Here is a 2,020-nt window from a genome sequence, read left to right on the forward strand (position 1 = left end):
TGCCTGCTGTGAGGCGGCATTCTACGGAATTCCGGAGGGGTGTCAACATCTTTTTTGCAGCTAACCCTATGAATATGCGAATTATTTATTTGAGCCGGGGATACCCGTGGTTTTCGGGTAGCTGGCGGGCAATTTTCAACTGAGGTAGGATCGGGACACTCGTAAAAAATATAAAACAGAGGTTCCAGGATGGCGAACACCCCCTACCCCCAGTCGTATTACGCCGCGTCCGCGAATGCAGTCCCGCCCCGTCCGGTACTGCAAGGTGATGTCGAAACCGATGTGTGCGTGATTGGCGCTGGCTATACCGGCCTCTCCAGTGCGCTGTTCCTGCTGGAGAACGGTTTTCGCGTGACGGTACTGGAAGCCGCCAAGGTAGGGTTTGGCGCGTCGGGCCGTAACGGTGGGCAGATCGTCAACAGCTATAGCCGAGATATTGATGTCATCGAGCGCAGCATCGGCCCCCAGCAGGCACAATTGCTCGGGCAGATGGCGTTTGAAGGTGGCCGGATCATTCGCGAGCGGGTCGCCAAATATCAGATCCAGTGCGATTTGAAGGACGGCGGCGTGTTCGCCGCACTCAACAGCAAGCACATGGGCCACCTGGAGTCGCAAAAACGCCTGTGGGAGCGCTACGGCCACACACAGCTGGAACTGCTGGACGAACGCCGCATCCGTGAAGTCGTGGCGTGTGACAACTATGTGGGCGGCCTGCTGGACATGAGCGGCGGACACATCCACCCACTCAACCTGGCACTGGGTGAAGCGGCGGCAGTGGAGTCCCTGGGCGGCACGATCTACGAGCAATCGGCGGCGCTGCGTATCGAGCGTGGCGCCAATCCGGTGGTGCACACCGCCGAGGGCAAGGTCAGGGCCAAGTTCATCATTGTCGCGGGCAACGCTTACCTGGGGAACCTGGTGCCGGAGCTGGCGGCCAAGTCGATGCCGTGCGGAACCCAGGTCATCACCACGGCACCACTGGGCGATGAGCTGGCGAAGACATTGCTGCCACAGGATTACTGCGTCGAAGACTGCAACTACCTTCTGGATTACTACCGCCTCACCAGCGACAAACGCCTGATCTTCGGCGGTGGCGTGGTGTATGGCGCGCGTGACCCGGCGAACATTGAAGCAATCATCCGCCCGAAAATGCTCAAGGCATTCCCGCAGCTCAAGGACGTGAAGATCGACTACGCCTGGACCGGCAATTTCCTGCTGACCCTGTCGCGCTTGCCGCAGGTTGGCCGGCTGGGCGACAACATCTATTACTCCCAGGGCTGTAGCGGCCATGGCGTGACGTACACGCATTTGGCGGGCAAGGTGCTGGCTGAAGCGCTGCGAGGCCAGGCAGAGCGTTTTGATGCGTTTGCCGACCTGCCGCACTACCCGTTCCCAGGCGGGCAATTGTTGCGCACGCCGTTTGCAGCGCTGGGGGCTTGGTACTACGGGCTGCGGGACAAGCTAGGGTTCTGACCCAATCTAATTGTGGGAGCGGGCTTGTGTGGGAGCGGGCTTGCTCGCGAAAGCGGTGGATCAGTCAATAAATCTGGTGACTGACACACTGCATTCGCGAGCAAGCCCGCTCCCACAAAAAACAAAATCGCAGACACAAAAAACCCCGGTCTTTCGACCAGGGTCTTTGCTATCGGATCAAAGCAGCCAGAGGCTTTCTTTGTGCTTCAAGGCGTTCAGTGGGCCTTGAAGCAGATATGGCGCAGCGGACGGGACTCGAACCCGCGACCCCCGGCGTGACAGGCCGGTATTCTAACCGACTGAACTACCGCTGCGTATCGCTTGACCGGCTCGGAGCAAACTCCCAACCGTCTTTAAACATCTGACCAACCAGCCTTGGCTGTTCGATCTCAAGCCCGACAAGTCAGACCTGGAAAATATGGCGCAGCGGACGGGACTCGAACCCGCGACCCCCGGCGTGACAGGCCGGTATTCTAACCGACTGAACTACCGCTGCGCGTCGGTGCAACCTTTAACGTTGCGTCTTGCCCTAAGGCAAAACTCTCAA

The 2,020-nt window shown here is 59.1% G+C and carries 1 protein-coding gene and 2 tRNA genes; 1 reads left to right on the plus strand and 2 read right to left on the minus strand.

What is annotated here, in order from left to right; all coding sequences use genetic code 11:
• Positions 1-189: 189 nt before the first annotated feature.
• Positions 190-1,473 (plus strand): FAD-binding oxidoreductase, encoded by a 1,284-nt coding sequence (locus DBR46_RS08055; protein WP_124525725.1) that lies wholly within the window; start codon positions 190-192, stop codon positions 1,471-1,473.
• Positions 1,474-1,710: 237 nt separating this feature from the next.
• Here DBR46_RS08055 and DBR46_RS08060 read toward each other — a convergent pair.
• Both DBR46_RS08060 and DBR46_RS08065 read right to left on the minus strand, forming a co-directional pair.
• A tRNA-Asp gene (locus DBR46_RS08060) sits at positions 1,711-1,787 on the minus strand.
• Positions 1,788-1,892: 105 nt separating this feature from the next.
• Positions 1,893-1,969, minus strand: a tRNA-Asp gene (locus tag DBR46_RS08065).
• Positions 1,970-2,020: the final 51 nt, after the last annotated feature.

It is taken from the genome of Pseudomonas sp. KBW05 (assembly GCF_003852405.1).
Lineage (GTDB): Bacteria > Pseudomonadota > Gammaproteobacteria > Pseudomonadales > Pseudomonadaceae > Aquipseudomonas.

Coding starts and splice junctions, on each gene's coding strand:
- DBR46_RS08055 (WP_124525725.1), top strand. CDS start 190: ATGGCGAACACCCCCTACCCCCAGTCGTATTACGCCGCGTCCGCGAAT.